Annotated in this window: 24 protein-coding genes and 1 rRNA gene (1 of these 25 cut by a window edge); 22 read left to right on the top strand and 3 right to left on the bottom strand. The window is 49.6% G+C overall.

Annotation, left to right across the window (positions count from 1 at the left end; translation table 11 throughout):
- Positions 1 to 22: 22 nt before the first annotated feature.
- The 6 genes from rplO to infA are packed head-to-tail and all read left to right on the top strand — an operon-like array spanning position 23 to position 3,731.
- On the top strand, positions 23 to 466 hold the full coding sequence (gene rplO, locus HH215_RS19095) for a 50S ribosomal protein L15 (protein WP_169281337.1): 444 nt from the start codon (positions 23 to 25) through the stop codon (positions 464 to 466).
- Positions 466 to 1,764 (top strand): preprotein translocase subunit SecY, encoded by a 1,299-nt coding sequence (gene secY / locus HH215_RS19090; RefSeq protein ID WP_169281336.1) that lies wholly within the window; start codon positions 466 to 468, stop codon positions 1,762 to 1,764. The genes rplO and secY overlap by 1 nt, the downstream gene beginning before the upstream one ends.
- Before the next feature lie 27 nt (positions 1,765 to 1,791).
- Positions 1,792 to 2,436: an adenylate kinase gene (locus HH215_RS19085; RefSeq protein ID WP_169281335.1), complete on the top strand. Its 645-nt coding sequence runs from the start codon at positions 1,792 to 1,794 to the stop codon at positions 2,434 to 2,436.
- A gap of 6 nt (positions 2,437 to 2,442) precedes the next feature.
- Entirely contained in the window at positions 2,443 to 3,189 is a 747-nt protein-coding gene (gene map / locus HH215_RS19080; RefSeq protein ID WP_169281334.1) for a type I methionyl aminopeptidase, read from the top strand.
- A 15-nt stretch (positions 3,190 to 3,204) separates the two neighbouring features.
- On the top strand, positions 3,205 to 3,513 hold the full coding sequence (locus HH215_RS19075) for a KOW domain-containing RNA-binding protein (protein ID WP_169281333.1): 309 nt from the start codon (positions 3,205 to 3,207) through the stop codon (positions 3,511 to 3,513).
- 2 nt (positions 3,514 to 3,515) lie between these two features.
- The gene (gene infA / locus HH215_RS19070) at positions 3,516 to 3,731 is read left to right on the top strand and encodes a translation initiation factor IF-1 (protein WP_035121186.1); all 216 of its coding nucleotides are present in this window, start codon (positions 3,516 to 3,518) and stop codon (positions 3,729 to 3,731) included.
- 11 nt (positions 3,732 to 3,742) lie between these two features.
- Here infA and HH215_RS36730 read toward each other — a convergent pair whose 3' ends face one another.
- The gene (locus tag HH215_RS36730) at positions 3,743 to 3,865 is read right to left on the bottom strand and encodes a hypothetical protein (RefSeq protein WP_256376615.1); all 123 of its coding nucleotides are present in this window, start codon (positions 3,863 to 3,865) and stop codon (positions 3,743 to 3,745) included.
- A gap of 97 nt (positions 3,866 to 3,962) precedes the next feature.
- Here HH215_RS36730 and rpmJ point away from each other — a divergent pair, with 97 nt between their 5' ends.
- From rpmJ to salA, 12 genes are all read left to right on the top strand, one after another.
- Positions 3,963 to 4,076 (top strand): 50S ribosomal protein L36, encoded by a 114-nt coding sequence (gene rpmJ / locus HH215_RS19065; RefSeq protein ID WP_003333770.1) that lies wholly within the window; start codon positions 3,963 to 3,965, stop codon positions 4,074 to 4,076.
- 23 nt (positions 4,077 to 4,099) lie between these two features.
- Entirely contained in the window at positions 4,100 to 4,468 is a 369-nt protein-coding gene (gene rpsM, locus HH215_RS19060) for a 30S ribosomal protein S13 (RefSeq protein WP_135153613.1), read from the top strand.
- An 18-nt stretch (positions 4,469 to 4,486) separates the two neighbouring features.
- A complete protein-coding gene (rpsK, locus tag HH215_RS19055) occupies positions 4,487 to 4,885 on the top strand; it encodes a 30S ribosomal protein S11 (RefSeq protein ID WP_130615150.1) in 399 nt (132 codons plus the stop codon).
- 169 nt (positions 4,886 to 5,054) lie between these two features.
- On the top strand, positions 5,055 to 5,999 hold the full coding sequence (locus tag HH215_RS19050; RefSeq protein ID WP_169281332.1) for a DNA-directed RNA polymerase subunit alpha: 945 nt from the start codon (positions 5,055 to 5,057) through the stop codon (positions 5,997 to 5,999).
- Between the two features lie 87 nt (positions 6,000 to 6,086).
- Positions 6,087 to 6,452, top strand: coding sequence for a 50S ribosomal protein L17 (gene rplQ, locus HH215_RS19045; protein ID WP_169281331.1), 366 nt, complete (start codon positions 6,087 to 6,089; stop codon positions 6,450 to 6,452).
- A gap of 120 nt (positions 6,453 to 6,572) precedes the next feature.
- Positions 6,573 to 7,433, top strand: coding sequence for a tRNA pseudouridine(38-40) synthase TruA (gene truA, locus HH215_RS19040; RefSeq protein ID WP_169284474.1), 861 nt, complete (start codon positions 6,573 to 6,575; stop codon positions 7,431 to 7,433).
- 228 nt (positions 7,434 to 7,661) lie between these two features.
- On the top strand, positions 7,662 to 8,099 hold the full coding sequence (gene rplM / locus HH215_RS19035) for a 50S ribosomal protein L13 (protein ID WP_169281330.1): 438 nt from the start codon (positions 7,662 to 7,664) through the stop codon (positions 8,097 to 8,099).
- An 18-nt stretch (positions 8,100 to 8,117) separates the two neighbouring features.
- Positions 8,118 to 8,510, top strand: coding sequence for a 30S ribosomal protein S9 (gene rpsI, locus HH215_RS19030; RefSeq protein ID WP_169281329.1), 393 nt, complete (start codon positions 8,118 to 8,120; stop codon positions 8,508 to 8,510).
- A 175-nt stretch (positions 8,511 to 8,685) separates the two neighbouring features.
- The gene (locus HH215_RS19025) at positions 8,686 to 9,378 is read left to right on the top strand and encodes a phosphoadenylyl-sulfate reductase (protein WP_169281328.1); all 693 of its coding nucleotides are present in this window, start codon (positions 8,686 to 8,688) and stop codon (positions 9,376 to 9,378) included.
- 49 nt (positions 9,379 to 9,427) lie between these two features.
- Positions 9,428 to 10,606: a sulfate adenylyltransferase gene (gene sat / locus HH215_RS19020; protein ID WP_169281327.1), complete on the top strand. Its 1,179-nt coding sequence runs from the start codon at positions 9,428 to 9,430 to the stop codon at positions 10,604 to 10,606.
- A gap of 100 nt (positions 10,607 to 10,706) precedes the next feature.
- The gene (gene cwlD / locus HH215_RS19015; protein ID WP_169284473.1) at positions 10,707 to 11,462 is read left to right on the top strand and encodes an N-acetylmuramoyl-L-alanine amidase CwlD; all 756 of its coding nucleotides are present in this window, start codon (positions 10,707 to 10,709) and stop codon (positions 11,460 to 11,462) included.
- A 35-nt stretch (positions 11,463 to 11,497) separates the two neighbouring features.
- On the top strand, positions 11,498 to 12,628 hold the full coding sequence (gene salA, locus HH215_RS19010) for an iron-sulfur carrier protein/transcriptional regulator SalA (protein ID WP_254450149.1): 1,131 nt from the start codon (positions 11,498 to 11,500) through the stop codon (positions 12,626 to 12,628).
- Positions 12,629 to 12,684: 56 nt separating this feature from the next.
- Here salA and gerD read toward each other — a convergent pair whose 3' ends face one another.
- Entirely contained in the window at positions 12,685 to 13,377 is a 693-nt protein-coding gene (gene gerD / locus HH215_RS19005; RefSeq protein WP_169281325.1) for a spore germination lipoprotein GerD, read from the bottom strand.
- 134 nt (positions 13,378 to 13,511) lie between these two features.
- On the opposite strand from gerD, the gene HH215_RS19000 reads away from it, so the two are divergent.
- On the top strand, positions 13,512 to 14,132 hold the full coding sequence (locus HH215_RS19000; RefSeq protein ID WP_169281324.1) for a KinB-signaling pathway activation protein: 621 nt from the start codon (positions 13,512 to 13,514) through the stop codon (positions 14,130 to 14,132).
- Here the strand turns inward: HH215_RS19000 and pdaB are convergent.
- Positions 14,125 to 14,925 carry a polysaccharide deacetylase family sporulation protein PdaB gene (gene pdaB, locus HH215_RS18995; RefSeq protein ID WP_169281323.1) on the bottom strand — a complete coding sequence of 267 codons (801 nt, stop codon included), beginning with the start codon at positions 14,923 to 14,925 and terminating at the stop codon, positions 14,125 to 14,127. The genes HH215_RS19000 and pdaB overlap by 8 nt on opposite strands.
- Positions 14,926 to 15,098: 173 nt before the next feature.
- On the opposite strand from pdaB, the gene HH215_RS18990 reads away from it, so the two are divergent.
- The 3 genes from HH215_RS18990 to HH215_RS18980 all read left to right on the top strand — a co-directional run.
- Positions 15,099 to 15,707, top strand: coding sequence for a stage II sporulation protein M (locus tag HH215_RS18990; RefSeq protein WP_169281322.1), 609 nt, complete (start codon positions 15,099 to 15,101; stop codon positions 15,705 to 15,707).
- 136 nt (positions 15,708 to 15,843) lie between these two features.
- On the top strand, positions 15,844 to 16,065 hold the full coding sequence (locus tag HH215_RS18985) for a hypothetical protein (RefSeq protein ID WP_169281321.1): 222 nt from the start codon (positions 15,844 to 15,846) through the stop codon (positions 16,063 to 16,065).
- A gap of 367 nt (positions 16,066 to 16,432) precedes the next feature.
- Positions 16,433 to 16,541, top strand: a 16S ribosomal RNA gene (locus HH215_RS18980) (it continues 1,445 nt past the right edge of the window).

Below are 16,541 nucleotides of genomic sequence, written 5' to 3'. Positions count from 1 at the left end.
TTTCAAGGAGGTGCGACGTACGATGAAATTGCATGAGCTATCTCCGAACGAAGGCTCGACGTTTACCCGTAAGCGGGTAGGACGCGGAGCCGGTAGCGGTCTCGGCAAAACGTCAGGTCGCGGTCACAAAGGGCAAAACGCTCGTTCCGGTGGCGGTGTACGTCCCGGTTTCGAGGGTGGACAAAACCCATTGTACCGTCGGGTACCGAAGCGCGGATTTAACAATGATCGTTTTGCAACGGTCTTTGCGATTGTCAATCTTGATCAGCTGAACCGTTTTGAAGCTGGTACAGAAGTGACTCCAGAATTGCTTCTTAACGAAGGGATTCTCAAAAATCCAAAAGACGGAATTAAAATTCTGGGCAATGGCGATCTGAACGTGCAGCTGACTGTTAAAGCTCATAAGTTCTCTCAGTCTGCAGCAGAAAAAATTCAGGCCGCCGGCGGTAAAACCGAGGTGATCTAATGTTCGCGACCATAACTAACATTTGGAAAGTCGAGGACCTTCGCAGAAGGATCCTGTTCACCCTTTTCATCCTGTTTGTATATCGAATCGGTTCCTTTATTCCGGTTCCGAACATTAACAAGGACGTTCTCACGATGGCCGACCAAACAGGCACTGACCTGTTCGGCCTTCTGAACACCTTCTCTGGCGGTGCTTTGTTCAACTTCTCCATTTTCGCTCTGGGGATTACGCCGTACATCACGGCTTCGATCATCGTTCAACTCCTTTCCATGGACGTTATTCCGAAGTTCTCGGAATGGCAGAAGGAAGGCGAGAACGGTAAACGCAAGCTCGCTCAGATCACTCGTTACGGAACGATTGTTTTGGGGCTTATCCAAGCTTTTGCAACGGCTATCGGCTTTAACCGGATGTATAACTACGATATGGTCATCGACGCGAATACGGCAACGTATCTTATGATTGCGATCGTATTGACCGCGGGTACCGCCTTCCTAATGTGGTTGGGGGAGCAAATCAACGAGAAGGGTATCGGTAACGGTATCTCGATCTTGATCTTCGCGGCAATCGTTGCGTCAATTCCGAAGCACGCTCGCGAAATCTATGCGGATCAATTTACGGATTCCAGTCAATTGTTCCTTAGCATCGTTAAGGTGGTTATTATCCTGCTCGTAATCGTTCTGATTATCGCGGGAGTTATCTTCATCCAACAGGGCGTACGTAAAATTCCAGTACAATACGCGAAACGGGTTGTCGGACAGAAAATGTACGGCGGCCAATCGACGCACATTCCTCTTAAAGTGAATGGCGCGGGCGTAATACCGGTAATTTTTGCGGTTTCGCTCTTGATGTTCCCGATCACGATCGCTCAGTTCTGGGCGAACAAAGATTGGGCGCAATGGGTTATCAACCATATGTACTATGACAAGCCGCTAGGCATGGTATTGTACATCTTGTTGATCATCGGATTCACTTTCTTCTATACGTTCGTTCAATTCAATCCGCAACAACTTGCGGATAACATGAAGAAGAACGGTGGCTATATTCCGGGTATTCGTCCCGGCAAGCCGACGGCTGGCTTCTTGATGCGCGTAATTACCCGCATTACGCTGGCAGGCGCGGTTTTCTTGGCTCTAATCTCGGTACTTCCGGTATTCTTCGGTTCGTTGGCAGGCTTGCCGAAATCCGTACAATTGGGCGGTACTTCGTTGTTGATCGTTATCGGCGTTGCTCTTGAGACGATGAAACAGATCGAGAGCCAACTGATCAAACGTCACTACAAAGGCTTTATCAACAAGTAATCACTGAGACGGGCAGGAGGAACAACAATGAACATTTTGTTTATGGGGCCTCCTGGCGCCGGTAAAGGAACGCAGGCAGAACGGATCGTCGAGCAATTCGGCATTCCGCACATCTCTACCGGTGATGCGTTTCGTTTAGCCATGAAGCAAGGCACGCCGCTCGGACAGAAGGCCAAGGAGTACGTCGACCAAGGCCTTCTCGTTCCGGATGAAGTGACGAACGGCATCGTTCGCGATCGTCTGGCTGCAGAAGATTGCGCCAACGGGTTTTTGTTGGACGGTTTTCCGCGGACAATCGCGCAAGCCGAAGCTCTTGATGGAATGCTAGCCGAAATGGGACGAAAGATTGATCATGTCATTAACCTCAAAGTGGATCGCGGTTTTCTGTTGGCCCGCTTAACGGGGAGAAGGATTTGCAAATCTTGCGGCTCGACGTATCACGTTATTTTCAACCCTCCTAAGCAGGAAGGCATCTGCGATAAAGACGGGGGAGAGCTGTATCAGCGTTCCGACGATACGGAAGAAAAAGTGGGCACTCGCCTTGATGAGTATACGAGCAAGACGGCACCGCTTCTAACGTATTACGGCGACAAAGGTTCGCTCCGTGAAGTAGACGGGGAGAAGGACATCGATGCGGTTACGACCGATATCGCTTCCCTTCTCAGAGGGTAATCGGCCATGATCGTAATCAAGTCTGATAAAGAGTTAAACTTGATGCGCGAGGCGGGACGGATTGTAGCAGAGACGCATCGCCTGATGAAACAGGCGGTCGTGCCTGGTGTAACTACCGCTGAATTGGATCGGATAGCCGATACTTTCATCCGCAGCCAAGGTGCTGTTCCTTCTTTCAAAGGTTATAACGGTTTTCCGGCCAGCATATGCGCTTCGACGAACGAGGAACTTGTTCATGGGTTCCCCGGACCGCGGAAGCTCGTAGAAGGCGACATCATCAGCATCGACATCGGCGCACAGTACCAAGGCTATCACGGCGATTCCGCATGGACATACGGAGTCGGTCGAATCTCCGAAGAAGCGCAACGCCTCCTGGACGTTACGGAAGCATCGTTATTCGCGGGATTGGAACTGGTTAAACCGGACGTGAGGCTGTTTACCGTTTCCCATGGCATTCAGAAAGTGATCGAAGAGGCGGGATTCGCCGTAGTGAGGGAATACGTCGGACACGGCGTAGGAGCCGATCTGCACGAGGAACCGCAAATTCCGAATTACGGTGCTCCCGACCGCGGACCGCGGTTGAAACCGGGAATGACACTCGCGATCGAACCGATGGTGATCGTGGGGGAACGATACGTGAAGACTTTGTCCGACAATTGGACGGTCGTCACGGTGGACGGATCGCTGTGCGCGCATTTCGAGCATACGATTGCCGTAACCGAAGACGGGTACGAAATTCTAACCCGTGCGTAAAGCTAGGTGAATGTTATGACGGTAAACGTTAAGTTGGAGCCCGGAGACATCGTGAGAAGCCGGCGTGGAAGAGATGAAGGGCAGTTAATCATCGTCGTTGGTCTCGTTGATGAGCGATTCGCGCTCGTGGCTGACGGTGATAAACGGCGCTTCGATCGGCCCAAACGCAAAAACGTGCTGCATCTCGAACCGATCGGGACCCGAAGCGAGGAAGTAGCGAATAGTATTCGCGAAACCGGTCGCGTTACGAACGCGAAGCTTAGGCACGCTATCGGACAAATCGAACAACGGCTCGAAACGCATGCTGTAGAGAAAGGAGAATGACGGTGGCCAAAGAGGACGTCATCGAGGTGGAAGGAACGGTTATTGAACCGCTACCGAATGCCATGTTCAAAGTGGAACTCGAGAACGGACATCAAATCCTTGCACATGTTTCCGGAAAGCTTCGGATGCATTTCATACGGATTCTTACGGGGGATAAAGTGGTAATCCAGTTGTCACCCTATGATCTAACGCGGGGCCGTATCACCTACCGCAAATAAGTTCGTTCGGTCTACCCATGCACGTGACGGTCGAACAGCTCTGAACAGACATATTCCAGTTCGATCGTATTCGTGTTAACCAACACGCGATCGCAAGGCGCCGCCACGTTGGATGCATTCGTGATGATTGACATGCGCCGCCAACGGCGCGCCATATCAGTCACACACGTGATGGCTGAACTGCGACGTCAGGACGCGCTATATCAGCCACACTTTAAGGAGGGTATTATCATGAAGGTGAGACCTTCGGTCAAACCGATTTGCGAAAAATGCAAAGTCATTCGCCGCAAAGGCAACGTGATGGTTATCTGTGAGAATCCAAAGCATAAACAAAAACAAGGCTAATATAGAAGGAGGTGCCCCTAACTATGGCACGTATATCTGGTGTTGACCTCCCGCGCGACAAGCGCGTGGAAATCGCCCTAACGTACATCTTCGGAATTGGTAAACCAACTTCCCAGAGGATTCTTGCATCCACGGGCGTCAATCCCGACACTCGCGTTCGTGATCTGACGGAGGATGAGCTCGCTCGTCTTCGCGAAACGATCGACAAAGAACAAAAGGTCGAGGGCGACCTGCGTCGCGAAATTGCACTAAACATCAAACGGCTGATTGAAATCGGCTGCTATCGAGGCATCCGTCACCGCCGCGGTCTGCCGGTTCGCGGACAACGTTCGAAGACCAACGCACGTACACGCAAAGGTCCACGTCGTACAGTAGCGAACAAGAAGAAGTAATAAGGGGGGATAACAAACATGGCACAAAAAGGCAAGAAAGTCGTTCGTACGAAGCGTCGTGATCGGAAGAACATCGATACCGGTGTTGCACATATCCGTTCCACGTTTAACAATACAATCGTGACGATTACGGATCCGCACGGTAACGCGGTTTCCTGGGCAAGCTCCGGTAACCTTGGTTTCAAGGGCTCCCGTAAGAGCACGCCGTTCGCTGCTCAAATGGCAGCCGAATCTGCAGCTCGCGCTGCGATGGAACACGGAATGCGTTTGGTTGAAGTTTCTGTTAAAGGTCCTGGCGCCGGCCGCGAAGCTGCGATTCGTTCGTTGCAAGCCGCAGGTCTTGAAGTCAGCATGATCAGAGACGTAACTCCAATCCCGCATAACGGTTGCCGTCCTCCGAAGCGCCGCCGCGTATAGCAACGTTGCATGTGTGGTATCAAACAAGAACAACTTGAGAATAATGGTTGTAACGGTTAGGCATACTACATGGTTTACCCCATAAACACTTCTCCTTATTAAAGGCTGAACCATTTAGCATGGGTGAACAAAGGGCAACGTCAGCGACGTTTTGAAGGAGGTTTTGGTTATGATAGTGATCGAAAAACCGAAAATCGATTCTGTGGAAATTCAGGATGATAAGAGATACGGCCGCTTCGTCGTAGAGCCGCTTGAACGCGGTTATGGGATGACGCTAGGTAACTCTCTACGTCGGATTCTGTTGTCGTCCTTACCGGGCGCAGCCGTTGTATCGGTACAGATTGACGGCGTACTTCACGAATTTTCAACGATTCCGGGAGTTATTGAGGATGTAACGCAAATTATCCTCAATCTGAAGCGTCTTTCGCTGAAGATTCATTCCGACGAGGAAAAAGTGCTTGAGATCGATGCGGAAGGCGATGGCGTAGTAACGGCCGGTGATATCCGCGCGGATAGCGACGTGGAAATCCTGAATCCGGACCTGCACATCGCTACGCTGGCTTCTGGAGCGCGTCTGCACATGCGCATATTCGCCAGAGTCGGACGTGGTTACGTCCCTTCGGATCGTAACAAGAAGGAAGATCAACCGATTGGAGTTATTCCGATCGACTCGATCTATACGCCGATTACCCGCGTGAACTATCAGGTCGAGAATACGCGCGTTGGTCAAGTAACGAACTACGACAAGCTTACGCTTGAAGTTTGGACCGATGGCAGCATTCGTCCCGAAGAAGCGGTTAGCTTGGGCGCGAAAATCCTAACTGATCACTTATCCTTGTTCGTAGGTCTTACGGATGAGGCAAAAGATACCGAAACGATGAAGGAAAAGGAAGAGGACAAAAAAGAAAAAGTGCTCGAGATGACTATCGAAGAGCTCGATCTTTCCGTCCGTTCCTACAACTGCTTGAAACGCGCCGGCATCAACACCGTTCAAGAGCTGATCACGAAAACCGAAGAAGACATGATGAAAGTCCGCAACTTGGGCCGCAAGTCTTTGGAAGAAGTTCAAGAGAAGCTTGAAGAACTCGGATTGGGTCTACGTTTCGAGGAGTAGCATCGTTATTAGCTAGCACTTTGTGACGACCGAACGCAGACGCTTTAGGCACTGCTTCATCGTTCGCACCAGAGGGAGGGAAAACAAATGGCTTATCAAAAACTGAGTCGCGACTCCAGCTCGCGGAAAGCTCTTTTCCGTGATCTGTGTACCGACCTGTTCCTGTACGAGCGTATTCAAACGACCGAAGCGAAAGCTAAGGAAGTGCGCTCTATCGCAGAGAAATTGATTACTCTCGCTAAACGCGGAGACCTGCACGCTCGTCGTCAGGTAGCAGCATTCGTGCGTCGCGAGAGCCTTGACGGTCAACAAGACGCCATCCAAAAACTGTTCTCCGAGTTGGCTCCGCGCTATGCGGAACGTCCGGGTGGATATACTCGCATCCTGAAGCTGGGACCTCGCCGTGGAGATTCAGCTCCTATGGTGTATCTTGAGCTCGTTGATCGCGCGTAAGAACGGAGCAAAGAAGGATGGACCGAATCACGCATTCGGATCATCCTTTTTTTGTGGGGTTCGGCAGGTAAGATTGAATTGGTTTTTGCTTGAAGAGCATGCGGTAAGGGGGATGAGATGATGCGTAATATCGCTCTCATCGTCAGTTATGACGGGACGGAGTATTCCGGATTTCAAAGTCAGCCGAAAGGCAATACGATTCAGGATAAGCTGGAAGAAGCAATCTTTCTCTTGTCCGGAGAACGCGTGAAGCTGACGGGCTCCGGACGAACGGACGCCGGAGTGCATGCAAGATGCCAGATCGTCAATTTTCCGACGTCCTCCTCCATTCCGATCGAACGGTGGACGATTGCTTTGAATACGAGGTTGCCGAACGATATCGTCGTACAGCGTGCGTTCAATGTTCCGGAAGATTTTCATTCCAGACGTCGCGCGCTAAGGAAGACGTACCGTTATACGATCAACTGCAACCGGATTCCCGATCTATTCCGTAGACGATATGAGTTCCATCATCCAACGCCGCTTGATTTCAATGCAATGAATTCCGGTCTTCAACATTTGTTAGGCAAGCATGATTTCTCCTCATTCACTTCTCCGCTATCTACTAAGCCGAGTCATATCCGAACAATCCTGGAAGTGAAGCTTGAAGTGGAAAAGGAATCAACTTCACAATTGACCTACTTGGCCAATGACGATAACCGGGAATGGGATGAGAGACATTATCCGGGGAAGCAGCGCGGGATTATCCATCTGTACGTCACGGGAACGGGCTTCTTATACAACATGGTAAGGATAATAGCCGGCACGTTGATTCAAGTCGGAGAAGGCAAGAGAACGGCGGAGGATATGGGATTTATTCTAGCGGCGCGTAACAGGGCGAAAGCCGGACCGACGGCCGTCCCGCAAGGACTTTCCCTATGGGATGTCGTATACGATGGACTGGATGTAGGCAGCATGCGCGAGCCTTTTCTGGATAATTAATTACTTGCATATTAGCCTGATTTCATGTACAATAAATTTTGTGCTTTCTGCGTGGCTACCCACGGCCCCAGCGTAGAAATGTCGCTCTTTTGGTGAGTTTGAAGGAAAGGACTTCTCATCCGAGTACCTTATCTCACTTCGTAATACCTAACTATCTAAGATGATGAAATGAACGTAATTGCTGTATCACATAAAAAAGCAGGGAAGTAACCCGAAGGAGGATGTTTCATGCGTACAACCTATATGGCTAAGCCTCTTGAAGTAGAGCGCAAATGGCATGTTATCGACGCCGAAGGCAAAACGCTTGGTCGTCTCGCTAGCGAAGCGGCTGCTCTGATCCGCGGTAAACACAAGCCTGAATTCACCCCACATATCGACACAGGTGATTTCGTTATCGTAATCAATGCAGAGAAAATCGTTCTTACAGGCAAGAAATTGCAACAGAAGAAATACTACACGCATTCCCACTACCCAGGCGGTCTGAAAACGACTACGGCGCAGGAAATGATCAACAAAAAACCTGCTCGTATTATCGAACTGGCTGTATACGGTATGCTTCCTAAAAACAAGCTCGGTCACCAGCTTCAAGGTAAACTGAACGTTTACGCTGGTCCGGAACATCCACATCAAGCCCAAAAGCCTGAAGTTTACGAACTTCGCGGATAAAAAAAGGAGGACTTTCGAATGGCTCAAGTGCAATATTTAGGAACGGGTCGCCGCAAGCACTCCGTTGCGCGGGTTCGACTCGTGCCGGGTGAAGGCCGCATCGTTATCAACAAACGTGAAATCAACGACTACTTCGACCTTGAAACGTTGAAGCTGATCGTTAAACAACCGCTGAACCTGACTGACACAGTCAGCAAATACGATATCCTCGTATTGGCTCATGGCGGCGGAACTTCCGGTCAAGCCGGCGCAATCCGTCACGGAATTTCCCGCGCGCTTCTGAAAGCAGATCCCGAGCTTCGTCCTGCTCTTAAGAAAGCTGGATTCCTGACTCGTGATCCACGTATGAAAGAACGTAAAAAATACGGATTGAAAGCCGCTCGTCGCGCTCCTCAATTCTCGAAACGTTAATATTATCGATCCAACAAACGATGCCTTTCTCCCATTACTTTCAATGGTGGGAGAGGCATTTTTTTGCAAATGAGCAACAATTGCAAGTCAAGAATAGATTGAACAATCGAGTCTCAGAGCGTATAATATAATGTATTCATACTTAAATAGTAGGATTTCACGGGAGGTCATTTTGATGAATTTAATCGAAAAAGAAAACCTCATTCGCCAAAAAGCGGAGGAGTTCGAGAATGCTTCGGCCGAAACGGTCATCGCTTGGGCGATCGAGACGTTTCCCAACATCACGTTCGCTTGCAGTTTCGGCGCTGAAGACGTCGTGCTTGTGGACATGATTCAGAAAATTAGCCCTTCGACGGATATTTTCTACTTAGATACGGATTTTCACTTTAAGGAAACTTATGAAACGCGTGATCGGATCGCCGAGAAATACAATTTAAAATTCGTTGAAGTCAAATCGAAGCTTACTCCGGAAGAGCAAGCCGAAAAACATGGGGAAGAGCTATGGAAGAGCGATCCGACCGGCTGTTGCAACTTGCGTAAAGTCGAACCTCTGACACGAATTCTTTCGCAATACGAAGCATGGATTACCGGCATTCGCCGCGACCAAGCGCCTACTCGCGCTAACGCGAAGAAGGTCGAATACGACACCAAATTCGGACTTGTTAAGTTCAATCCGATCGCTTCATGGACTTCGGAAGAAGTATGGGCCTACATTAAAGCTAACGACATTATTTATAATCCGCTGCACGATCAGAATTTTCCGAGTATCGGTTGCGAACACTGCACGAAGCCCGTAATGCCGGGTGAAGATCCGCGGGCGGGACGTTGGGCGGGCAATGAGAAAACCGAATGCGGATTACACAAATAAGCAATGCCGGAAACTTTAATATTAAAGCTTAGAAGGAGCTACTCAGATCATGAGCGCAATTCAACCGCATGGCGGACAATTGGTTAACAGGGTAGTAGAGGGGCAAGAACGCGATCTTTTGCTCGCTCAAGCTGCGAAGATGGTATCTATCCCGGTGAACACGTGGACGATATCGGACTTGGATCTCATCGGCGTCGGAGCGTTTAGCCCGCTGACCGGTTTTATGAACGAAGACGATTACCTTTCCGTCGTGAACAATATGCGTCTTGCGAGCGGTCCGATCTGGAGTATTCCGATCACTCTGGCCGTTACGAACGATCAAGCCTCCAATCTCTCCGTTGGACAACAAGCGGCTCTCGTCGGAGAGAACGACGGAATCGTGTACGCTGTCATTGATATTGCAAGCATCTATAAAGTGAATAAGCGTCATGAAGCCGTGCAAATCTTCAAAACCGACGATATGGAGCATCCAGGCGTCGTTAAACTGTTCGATCGTCCCGATAATTACGTCGGAGGATCGATTACCGTATTGAACCGGCCGGTACCGGAGAAATTCAACGAATTCTACTTTGACCCTTCGGAAACTCGGCGCATCTTCGCGGAGAAGGGCTGGAAAACCGTCGTTGGTTTCCAAACCCGCAACCCCGTGCACAGAGCGCATGAATATATTCAGAAAGCGGCTATGGAAATCGTGGACGGATTGTTCTTAAACCCGCTCGTGGGCGAGACGAAATCCGATGACGTGCCTGCCAACGTGCGCATGAAAAGCTACTTGGCGCTGCTCGAAAATTATTATCCGCAAGATCGCGCATTCCTAGGGGTTTTCCCTGCGGCTATGCGTTACGCCGGCCCACGCGAAGCGATCTTCCATGCTCTTGTTCGCAAGAACTATGGATGCACGCATTTCATCGTAGGCCGCGATCATGCCGGAGTAGGCGACTATTACGGCACATACGAAGCGCAAGATTTGCTTAAATCGTTTGCTGTAGAGGAGCTAGGTATTACGCCTCTATATTTCGAACATAGCTTCTACTGCACCAAGTGCGGTAATATGGCCTCAAGCAAAACCTGCCCGCATGATAAGGAACACCACTTAACGTTGTCGGGAACGAAGGTGCGAGCATTGCTGCGCGACGGAATTTGCCCGCCTCCGGAATTCTCCAGACCGGAAGTCGCGGCTATTCTGATCGAAGGCATGGCTGAAGCGAGCAAAACATACGCAATCTAAATCATAAATATCCATCTTGTCCCATATGATGTAGGGAGCTTTCCCTGGGACGAGGTGGATATTATTGTTTACTGGAATCGGATATCGGTTAAGGTCGTTAATGCGTCGGCGTAAGCGGTTGGTTATCTGGATGACCCGACGCGCATTGTTAAGAATCGGGATAGTCGTTTGTTTAATGCTGTTAACCGCGGTCGTATTCCTAAGCGAGATTCCTTCCGCGAGAACGTGGAGTCACTGGACGTTGCCTTTATCCGGCAAAGTTATTGCCCTCGATGCCGGGCACGGCGGGGCGGACGGGGGAGCGTCGAGTCGCGACGGGATCATCGAGAAAGACCTGAACCTTGCGATCGTGCTCTATTTGAGGGATTACCTGCAGCAAGCCGGAGCTCTAGTGTTGTTAACGCGCGAAGGGGACTACGATCTCGCCCTGCCGGAGACTAAGGGATATTCCAAGCGCAAGACGGAGGATCTGTTGCAACGGGCCGACAAGGTGCGCAACAAAAGAGCGGATCTGGCGATCAGCGTACATATGAACAGTATTCCGTCTCCAAGATGGTCCGGCGCTCAAACTTTTTATTCCACGAAAAACGCGGAAGGGAAGAGGTTAGCGGCGATCATTCAGTCGGAATTACGGGGGATGTTAGGCAACACGCAACGGATTGCGAAGAACGCCGATACGATTTACTTGCTGAAAACGTTGGAAATGCCGACGGCGCTCGTAGAGGTCGGATTTCTGTCACACCCAGAAGAATCGAATCTGTTGGCGGACGAACAGTACCAACGTAAAGTTGCCGCGTCCATCTACAGAGGGATTCTGAGATATACGTCCGGTGAAACGGATGAGCCTGTGCTATAATAGACAATGATAATATGAACATGGGGGTCGAAATCGTGGTCACCAGAGAAGCCGTACTCGAAATTTTACAGCCAGTCCTTGAACCTACGGTCAAACAAAGTTTAACCGCCCTCGGGTTGGTTCGGGACCTCGTTGTCAGGGATGCGAGCGTATCGATGTCGATCGTTCTTCATCCGGATAGCATGGAGCAAGTCGAATTAGTCGAACAAGGACTTATCCAAGCTTTGAATCGCTTAAGCATTAGCAACCCGCATTTCCGATTTCGCGCTATGACGGAGCATGAGAAATCGGACGTGAATTCGAAGCTTCAGCCGGCTTCCCAGAATAAGGCCGAACCTGCTAAACAGGAGACCAAGGCAGCTCCGATCAAAGGACATGGGGAAGGGTTGGAGAAACATACGATCCTTCATCCGGAGAGCGGCGTCGAGTTTATTGCGATCGCGAGCGGCAAGGGCGGCGTAGGCAAATCGACCGTTACCGTTAACCTGGCAGTCGCCTTAGCGCGGCAAGGCAAACGGGTAGGACTGATCGATAGCGATATTTACGGTTTTAGCGTTCCCGATATGATGGGCATAGAAGAGCGTCCGGAGCAGATCGGCGATAAAATAAAACCCGTGGAGCGGTTCGGAGTCAAAGTCATCTCGATGGGTTTCTTCGTAGAAGATAACAATCCGATCGTCTGGCGCGGACCGATGCTCGGCAAGATGCTGCGTAATTTCTTCGCTGAAGTCGATTGGGGCGAATTGGATTACTTGCTGCTGGATCTACCGCCGGGGACGGGAGACGTTGCCCTGGACGTGCATCAGATGATTCCGCAAAGCAAAGAGATTATCGTTACGACGCCGCATGCAACCGCGGCTTTCGTTGCGGCTCGCGCGGGTGCGATGGCAATCAAAACGAATCACGATATTATCGGCGTCGTGGAGAACATGTCCTACTTCGAGAGCAAAGAAACCGGGGCAAGAGAGTATGTATTCGGTCGCGGCGGCGGAGGGAAATTGGCCGAAACCTTGAACACGGAGCTGCTTGCGCAATTCCCGTTAGGCGCGCCGGATAACCACCCTTTGGAGTCCGATTACTCTCCATCCGTGTACAAAGCAGATACCGATATCGGCAAGGAATACTTGTCTTTGGCACAAGCGGTAATCGATCGATGCGGTAAATAACGAGCCATAACAATCAAAACGGTTGAACGAGTTGTCCTCGTTCAACCGTTTTGTCTTTAACCGGAGCTCTCGCCGCTGCTTTGGGCGCTTTCTTGCGATTCGCCGCCACCCTCGCCGCCTTTATCCTCGCTCTGACCCTCTTTCTTTTCTTCCTTCTTCTCGGCCTTAGGAGTAAGTTCTTCTTTAACGACGGATTGCAGCAATTTCATGATCTCAAGCTTGAACAGCGGATTTTCCATCGATTCCGTAACCGAGCTCATGATGACTTTACGAACATCGGGCGTTTTAATCGATTCGGAAAGAATTTTCATCATTTCCGGAGTCTTGAACATGTCGACGAGTTCTTTCTGATAAGACGGATCCTTCATTAAATCTTTGTGGATCTGCTTATTGTCCTTGCTAACGGCTTTGGCGAATTCTCCGGCGAATTTGGCGTCTTTCATAATCGCCTCTAGGACGGTTTTGTATTCCGGTGCCGTAAGGACGTCTTTAACGGCGATTCTGACTTGAGCTTGGTCTGAAGGCGTCATGCTTTTCATTTGCAGCGTACTTTCGCCATACTGGGCAGTCGAAGCTTTCTCCATCGCTTTCTGGGCTTCTTCGGAGCCGAGAATATCGATAACCATGGACTTTACTTCTTTATAACTCATTTGGCCTCCGCCGTTGTTGCCGCCGGATTCGGCTCCGCATGAAGTGAGGAGCAAAGACATGCCCAATATACATCCATACCGTCGCAATCGTGGTAGCATACCGATCAGCTCCCTTCCGTAGGGTGATGGCTGTAGTATGCTTCGACAACCTTGTGAATATAAGGCCTTATTCATGGCTTTTTATCTGGTTCATGGTAAAATGAAGGTTGATCATATAGAGGAGGTTTCCGGATTTGAATTTACGTAAATGGATGAAATTATTCGGCATCACCATTCTCATCGGTGCGGTCGTTACGGTAGTCGGCAGCGTATGCATCCAGTTGTTCAACCCCGATTTTCGCAATGTCGAGGCGAGTGGTTGGTTATCCTACGTACTTATGATGGCTTTGATCGGAATGACGTTCGGCGCATTCGCTCATATGGGCTTTTTCGCCTACATGATGCTGAATTATATTGCTCGCAGTATATTTAAGCGGCCTTATTCCTGGGTAGCCATTCAAGGGTTCATAGCCTTATTTGTATTGGCGGAGATCGCGTATTGGACGTATGATACGAACTTCCCGAGCTTAACGTATCTGCTTCTGCCGCTGGCGCTTATCGCCGGATCGGTGCTGGTTGCCTGGATGAAGGTGAGTCAAACGTCGACAGGAGCTTGGATACCGACGATCTTCTTCTTAGTGGCGATTACGGCTATGGAGTCCGTGCCCGTCTTCAAGACCGGAGATATCTCGTCGCTTCTGTATCAGATGGTTCCTTTGTTTATCTGTAATGCTTATCAGATTATGCAGTTGCATCGGATATTGGGGAAACCCGCGCAAGCAGGGGCGCCCGTGACGGCAGCCGCGGCTAAGTAAAGTACGGAGAAGTCAATTCGTTCCATGCGGATCTATCTTCCACGGTTTTGCCGTTCGTCTCGGTCTGACTAATCATTTGGGACACCGTTACGAATTCATATCCTTTGGCGCGCAATTGATCGATGATAATCGGTAACGCTTCATGCGTCTGCTTGCAGGAGTCGCTGGCGTGCAGAAGAATAATATCCCCCGGATGCGCTTTGTTTACGACGCGATTGACGATCGTATCCACGCCCGGATTTTTCCAATCCAATGAATCGGTATCCCACTGAATGACCTTATAATTAAGATCTTCGGCGATTCTAAGCACCCTTTTGTCGAAATCTCCGTTCGGCATCCGGATTAAATTCGGTGATTTGCCGGTCATATCTTTAAGGATTCCGTCGGCAACTGAAATTTGTTTACGGATTTCATCGTCGCTGTATTGGCTGTAGTTGTCGTGTTTGTGGCCATGACTGCCAACCTCGTAACCGGAATCCGTTATTTTCTTGACGATATCCGGATGGGTTTTGCTCCAAGGCGAGGATAAGAAAAAGGTGACGTTCTGCACGTTCTTCGCTTTGAGAATTTCCAGAATCGGTTCGGCGCGTTTCTCTCCCCAACTGATGTCGAACGTAAGGGCGACGACTTTGCGCTCCGTTGGTACGTTATACACCGCTGCGGGAGGGTGCGGAGCGAACACGCTCAGGTTGTTTTTCTCGACCCAGATCACAGCGATCGAGAGGATTGCTGCAACAGTAAGGAAGAAGATTCGTTTGATGCGTCGCCCGTTAAATACGAAAAAATGATTCATAGGTAAATCTGCTCCTTTCCATAGTAAGGGATTACGCCTATCTGCGTCCTAAGGACGGACAAGTCGTTGATCTTGGTTACTATCAATGTATGCTTGACCCATAGAGTTATTCATAAGGCTAGGAATCAAGCAATAAAGATAACATTATTCGGAACCGATGGGAGTCGTGGAACATGTTTTCGCGCCAAGGGCTATTGATGACGTGGAGAGAGATTCGTCCGTACTTTATTTTCTCGATCATCCTGTTCTTTGCCGGAATGGTGATCGGAGGGACGCCGAATGCGCCTCAAGAATTCGTGGAACAACAGTTAAAAGGAATCGAAGCGATTGCCAGAGACATCGACAAGTCGAGCAATCCCGAGCTTACGGCGTTCTATCGGATTACTTTGAACAATGTATTCAATGTGATCATGGTAATGGGATTGGGCTTGATAGCCGGCATTATGCCGATTGTTATGCTAGTTTCGAACGGGATGATCATGGGGTACCTATTGAACGAGTATGCGGTTAAGGGCGAAAATGTCTTTATGCTGGTCGTGAAAGGGATTTTGCCGCATGGAATATTCGAATTAAGCGCCGTTTTCTTGGCTTGCGCGTTCGGCATGCGATTCGGGGTTTCATTGTTTAAGGGAATCGTAGGATCCGCGTTGGGTAAATCACAAGCTTGGCAACCTTTCGTAAGAACGGCTACGGGATCTGTCCCGGCAATTATCCTCATTGTCGTATTCCTGCTTGTCGGAGCCGTTGTCGAAAGCACGGTCACCTTATGGTTAATGAGTTAAAGTTGTGCGTTAACGGATGAATTTGTCATAAAGAAGATTAAAAAAGAGCATAACAGTAGGACATGCCGAAGAAGCTCCCTTGCTATGCGGGAGATGACGGTAAATCGCTGCTTCTTCACGGGAGGGTCCGCACTCTATGCTCGGTATGATGTTCACGGAAAAGGAATGCAAGGAATTCGATTACCTTCTGCGTAAAGAGATGGATGAGATGTTGCTGGATATGAGCGATCGAAGATTGGATGGTCCGGTAAAGGAAGCGATCTCCAAGCGCTACAAGATCATCTTCCGCATGTACGCGCGCATCGCACCTCCTAGGGAGTTAACCCGTTACGCAGTGGGGTTAAAATCGCAAAGATAGAAAGTTTGCAATTAATGCTTGACCTGTAGGCCTCCTATATGTTAAATTATCATTCGCCCCACTTTTTGAGGGGACAAGCGGACGAAGGAAATAACGGACAACAACGGTAACTAAAAAATACCTGTTGCCAAGTACTAGTCAGCTGTGGTATATTATAAAAGTCGCCGTTAGCGCGGTGCACAACGAAAAACGAAACAAAATTGTTCTTTGAAAACTGAACATTGAGCGTAAGAAACAAACAAACGTCGGAAGATGACTTCGGTCATTGGAAGGCAAACCAGCAATACAGATTGAGCCTCAAAGGCTTCAATAACTATGAAGATTCGATTCTCGGGACTTCCTTTGGAAGCCCTGCCATCGAACTTCTATTATGGAGAGTTTGATCCTGGCTCAGGACGAACGCTGGCGGCGTGCCTAATACATGCAAGTCGAACGGATCTCTGATGGAGCTTGCTCCTGAAGAGGTTAGTGGCGGA

Source organism: Cohnella herbarum, assembly GCF_012849095.1.
Taxonomy (GTDB): Bacteria; Bacillota; Bacilli; order Paenibacillales; family Paenibacillaceae; genus Cohnella; species Cohnella herbarum.
Note: the sequence above shows the minus strand (reverse complement) of the source record. Positions and strands in the feature narration are given on the sequence as shown.